Consider the following 366-nt stretch of genomic DNA (forward strand, 5'->3'; position numbering starts at 1 on the left):
GATCGACCTGCCAGAGTTCCTTGAGGCCGATACCAAACTTGGCTGGTTCACGACCCTCATCAAGCTTGAACCTCGCGATCAGTTCCTTTGCCAACGAGCCGCGTGCGCCTTCACCGATCAGAACATATTTGCCAAGCAGCGCCATGCCGCGCGTGTAATTTGGACCGTGCGAGCCATCACGCTCGACGCCCATATCACCAGTAGCAACACCGATTACAGCGCCTTCATCATTATAAAGCACTTCGGTGGCAGCAAAGCCCGGATAGATTTCAACGCCCAGCTCTTCTGCTTTCGTGCCAAGCCAGCGGCAGACATTGCCGAGTGACACGATGTAATTGCCGTGATTGTTCATCAGCGGTGGCATGG

At 54.9% G+C, this 366-nt stretch carries 1 protein-coding gene; it reads right to left on the reverse strand.

Annotation, left to right across the window (positions count from 1 at the left end; translation table 11 throughout):
* Positions 1 to 366, reverse strand: a 366-nt coding sequence (locus QSJ70_RS27440; protein WP_502871732.1) for an NAD(P)/FAD-dependent oxidoreductase, incomplete at both ends; no start/stop codon positions are given.

It is taken from the genome of Brucella sp. NBRC 12950, from assembly GCF_030268145.1.
Taxonomy (GTDB): Bacteria; Pseudomonadota; Alphaproteobacteria; order Rhizobiales; family Rhizobiaceae; genus Brucella.